This window comes from Peptoniphilus catoniae (genome assembly GCF_901447155.2).
Taxonomy (GTDB): domain Bacteria; phylum Bacillota; class Clostridia; order Tissierellales; family Peptoniphilaceae; genus Peptoniphilus_E; species Peptoniphilus_E catoniae.
Window position 1 is genome coordinate 1 of record NZ_LR588422.1, and the last position, 4941, is coordinate 4941.

At 48.5% G+C, this 4941-nt stretch carries 1 tRNA gene and 3 rRNA genes; all 4 read right to left on the reverse strand.

What is annotated here, in order from left to right:
- The 4 genes from rrf to PEPCATONIAE_RS08515 all read right to left on the reverse strand — a co-directional run bounded on the left by rrf (position 1) and on the right by PEPCATONIAE_RS08515 (position 4839).
- Positions 1–116, reverse strand: a 5S ribosomal RNA gene (gene rrf / locus PEPCATONIAE_RS08500).
- 24 nt (positions 117–140) lie between these two features.
- Positions 141–3007 (reverse strand): 23S ribosomal RNA (locus PEPCATONIAE_RS08505).
- Between the two features lie 143 nt (positions 3008–3150).
- Positions 3151–3226 (reverse strand) — tRNA-Ala (locus tag PEPCATONIAE_RS08510).
- An 81-nt stretch (positions 3227–3307) separates the two neighbouring features.
- Positions 3308–4839: ribosomal RNA gene (locus tag PEPCATONIAE_RS08515) — 16S ribosomal RNA — on the reverse strand.
- The 16S, 23S and 5S rRNA genes sit together here with 1 tRNA gene alongside, the layout of an rRNA operon.
- Positions 4840–4941 lie beyond the last annotated feature (102 nt).

Here is a 4941-nt window from a genome sequence, read left to right on the forward strand (position 1 = left end):
ATCCGGCCTTACCTACTCTCCCGGGTCGTCTCCAACCGAGTACCATCGGCGCTCTGAGGCTTAACTTCTGTGTTCGGTATGGGTACAGGTGTCTCCCTCATGCTATCTTTACCGGATCCAACTACAAATCTTTTCTTTCCTTGGTCAAGTCTTCGACCTTATTAGTACTCTTTAGCTTAAAGTATTGCTACTCTTACACCTTGAGCCTATCTACCTCGTTTTCTTCAAGGGGTCTTATCTTATTGGGGAAATCTCATCTCGAGGGAAGCTTCGTGCTTAGATGCCTTCAGCTCTTATCTCTTCCAAACTTAGCTACTCAGCTGTGCCATTGGCATGACAACTGATGCACCAGAGGTTTGTCCATCCCGGTCCTCTCGTACTAAGGATAGTTCCTCTCAAATTTCCTGCGCCCACGACGGATAGGGACCGAACTGTCTCACGACGTTCTGAACCCAGCTCGCGTGCCTCTTTAATGGGCGAACAGCCCAACCCTTGGGACCTACTTCAGCCCCAGGATGAGACGAGCCGACATCGAGGTGCCAAACCTCCCCGTCGATGTGGACTCTTGGGGGAGATAAGCCTGTTATCCCCGGGGTAGCTTTTATCCGTTGAGCGATGGCCCTTCCACTCGGTACCACCGGATCACTAAGTCCTAGTTTCCTATCTGCTCGACTTGTTGGTCTCGCAGTTAAGCTCCCTTCTGCCTTTGTACTCTTTGCACGATTTCCGTCCGTGCTGAGGGAACCTTTGAACGCCTCCGTTACTCTTTTGGAGGCGACCGCCCCAGTCAAACTGCCCGACTGACAGTGTCCCTCCCCCTGTTTCAAGGGGGCCGGTTAGAATTCTAAGGTTAAAGGAGTGGTATCCCAAGGACGACTCTGCTAATACTGGCGTACTAGTTTCTTCGTCTCCCACCTATCCTGTACATTTAACCTCAAAATCCAATGTCAACCTACAGTAAAGCTCCACGGGGTCTTTCCGTCCTGTCGTGGGTAAGCGGCATCTTTACCGCTACTTCAATTTCACCGGATCCTTTGTTGAGACAGTGCCCAAATCGTTACACCTTTCGTGCGGGTCGGAACTTACCCGACAAGGAATTTCGCTACCTTAGGACCGTTATAGTTACGGCCGCCGTTTACTGGGGCTTCGGTTCTAAGCTTCGGGTTCGTATCCTACTTCCTTACTTTTTCCCTTAACCTTCCAGCACCGGGCAGGTGTCAGCTCCTATACTTCGTCTTTCGACTTTGCAGAAACTTGTGTTTTTGGTAAACAGTCGCTTGGGCCTTTTTACTGCGGCCATTTTCATGGCTCCCCTTCTCGCTAACTTACGGGGTCATTTTGCCGAGTTCCTTAACAAAGGTTCTTCCGCTCGTCTTAGGATTCTCTCCTTTCCTACCTGTGTCGGTTTGCGGTACGGGCGATATCTTGCTTGCTAGTGGGTTTTCTTGGCAGTGTGGAGTATTATGCTTCTCTACTTGTTTTCGATCGGTATCACACTTTAGTGTTTATGGAATCAGGGATTTGCCTCTGTTTCCCACCTTTGTGCTTACGCGCCTCACCAACTGGGCGCTCATCGTATCCTCCTGCGTCACCACGTGCTTTTTATCGCTTGATATCGGTACAGGATTTTCCACCTGTTGTCCATCGACTACGCTTTTCAGCCTCGCCTTAGGTCCCGACTTACCCTGAGGGGACGAGCCTTGCTCAGGAATCCTTAGGTTTTCGACGGGTGAGATTCTCACTCACCTCTCGCTACTCATGCCAGCATTCTCTCTTGTATGGTATCTACATTGGCTTGCACCTTATGCTTCTTCTTCCATACATTGCTCCTCTACCATCGTTTCCGATCCACAGCTTCGGTATATAGTTTAGCCCCGGTTATCTTCGGCGCAAAATCACTTGACCAGTGAGCTATTACGCACTCTTTGAATGTATGGCTGCTTCTAAGCCAACATCCTGGTTGTCTGAGTAATTTCACATCCTTTCCCACTTAACTATTATTTTGGGACCTTAGCTGGTGGTCTGGGCTTTTTCCCTTTTGACAATGAAGCTCATCCCACATTGTCTGACTCCTTAGTGCTTGATTTGGTATTTGGAGTTTGATAGGTATTGGTAAGCGTATTGCCCCCGCTACTATTCAGTGCTCTACCCCCTCATCATTGGTCACTAAAGGCTAGCCCTAAAGCTATTTCGAGGAGAACCAGCTATCTCCGTGTTCGTTTGGCTTTTCACCCCTATCCACAGGTCATCCGATAGCTTTTAAACGCTACCCGGTTCGAACCTCCATTGAATTTTACTTCAACTTCATTCTGCCCATGGATAGATCACACGGTTTCGGGTCTATGGTAACTAACTTTCGCCCTATTTAGACTTGCTTTCGCTACGACTTCGCATCTTTAATGCTTAATCTTGCTTGTTATCATAACTCGCTGGCCCGTTCTACAAAAAGTACGCGATTATGGTTCTTGACCATTTTCGCTGCTTGTAAACATTAGGTTTCAGATTCTTTTTCACTCCCCTCTCGGGGTTCTTTTCACCTTTCCCTCACGGTACTTGTTCGCTATCGGTCACCAAGGAGTGTTTAGCCTTAGGGGGTGGTCCCCCTGTCTTCCCACCGAGTTTCTCGTGCTCTGTGGTACTCTCTTGTGCTGGATATCTTCGCCTTCGTCTACGGGACTGTTACCTTCTTTGGTGGATCTTTCCAGATCTTTTGACTGGCTATTGTTTCTTTTTGCACGGTTGGGCTCTGTCCTGTTCGCTCGCCGCTACTTGGGATATCGAGTTTTCTTTCTTTTCCTCGGGTTACTTAGATGTTTCAGTTCACCCGGTTCGCTTCTTTAGGTTATGTATTGGCCTAAAGATACCTCTTTTGTGAGGTGGGTTGCCCCATTGGGAAATCTGTGGTTTAATGGATATTTGCTCCTACCCACAGCTTTTCGCAGCTTGTCACGTCCTTCTTCGCCTCTTGGTGCCTAGGCATCCGCCTAATGCTCTTTTTTTCTTGACCTTTGTTCTTTTTCCAGTGAATTGTCTTTTCTTCTTTTCTTTTTCTTTGAGATTTTCTCGAATTGACTAATTCTCTTTTCTTTGATTTGTAGTTGTCATGGTTCTTTGACTAGTTTTCTAGTCTTTTTTGCCTATTTTTAGGCTTGGTGGAGATGAGGAGAGTCGAACTCCTGGCCTCCTGCTTGCAAGGCAGGCGCTCTCCCAACTGAGCTACACCCCCATATATATAATTAATATAGTGTAAGAAGTCTATAAGTCTTCTTTTGCCTCTTTGATTTCTCATTTCGGCTTTCTTCCTTAGAAAGGAGGTGATCCAGCCGCACCTTCCGATACGGCTACCTTGTTACGACTTCACCCCAGTCATTTTCCCTACCTTCGACTGCTGCTCCTATTTGCATAGTTGGCTCACAGGCTTCGGGTATTGATAACTCCCATGGTGTGACGGGCGGTGTGTACAAGACCCGGGAACGCATTCACCGCAGCATTCTGATCTGCGATTACTAGCAACTCCGGCTTCATGATCTCGGGTTGCAGAGATCAATCCGAACTGGGATCGGCTTTTTGAGATTGGCTTGGATTTGCATCGTCGCTGCTCTTTGTTCCGACCATTGTAGCACGTGTGTAGCCCAGGGCATATAGGGCATGATGATTTGACGTCATCCCCACCTTCCTCCGATTTATCATCGGCAGTCCCTTTAGAGTTCCCAACTTTACTTGCTGGCAACTAAAGGTAAGGGTTGCGCTCGTTGCGGGACTTAACCCAACATCTCACGACACGAGCTGACGACAACCATGCACCACCTGTATTGAGGCCTCCGAAGAGGCGAATGTATCTCTACATCCTCCCTCAGTATGTCAAGCCCTGGTAAGGTTCTTCGCGTTGCTTCGAATTAAACCACATGCTCCGCTGCTTGTGCGGGTCCCCGTCAATTCCTTTGAGTTTCATGCTTGCGCACGTACTCCCCAGGCGGAGTGCTTAATGTGTTTACTGCGGCACCGAGATTACTCCCGACACCTAGCACTCATCGTTTACGGCGTGGACTACCAGGGTATCTAATCCTGTTTGCTACCCACGCTTTCGTTCCTCAGCGTCAGTGTGTGGCCGGTAAGTCGCCTTCGCTACTGGTATTCCTACTAATATCTACGCATTTCACCGCTACACTAGTAATTCCACTTACTTCTCCACATCTCAAGATAAACAGTTTCAACTGCTTACATAGGTTGAGCCTATGCCTTTTACTTTTGACTTGCTTATCCGCCTGCGAACCCTTTACGCCCAGTGATTCCGGACAACGCTCGCCCCCTACGTATTACCGCGGCTGCTGGCACGTAGTTAGCCGGGGCTTCCTCCTATGGTACCGTCATTATCTTCCCATAGGACAGAGCTTTACGATTCGAAAACCTTCTTCGCTCACGCGGCGTCGCTGCATCAGGGTTCCCCCCATTGTGCAATATTCCCCACTGCTGCCTCCCGTAGGAGTTTGGACCGTTTCTCAGTTCCAATGTGGCCGTTCACCCTCTCAGGCCGGCTACTGATCGTTGCTTTGGTAGGCTTTTACCCTACCAACTGGCTAATCAGACGCGAGCCCATCTTTGACCGAGTTCTCTTTGATCTCTTCTTCTTGTGAAGAAGGGATGTTATTGGGTATTAATCACGGTTTCCCGAGGCTATCCCCATGTCAAAGGTAGGTTGCTCACGTGTTACTCACCCGTCCGCCGCTAATCCACCTAGTCTTTCCCCCGAAGGGGTCTGTTAAGGTTTCATCGCTCGACTTGCATGTGTTAGGCACGCCGCCAGCGTTCGTCCTGAGCCAGGATCAAACTCTCGATTGTAATTTGTCCTTAGCTTCAGTTCTTTTTACTGACTTTTTCCGCTAAGCTTCTTTGCTTATGATTTCTTACACTATTTAATTATCTTGGTTCTTGCTGCCTTTT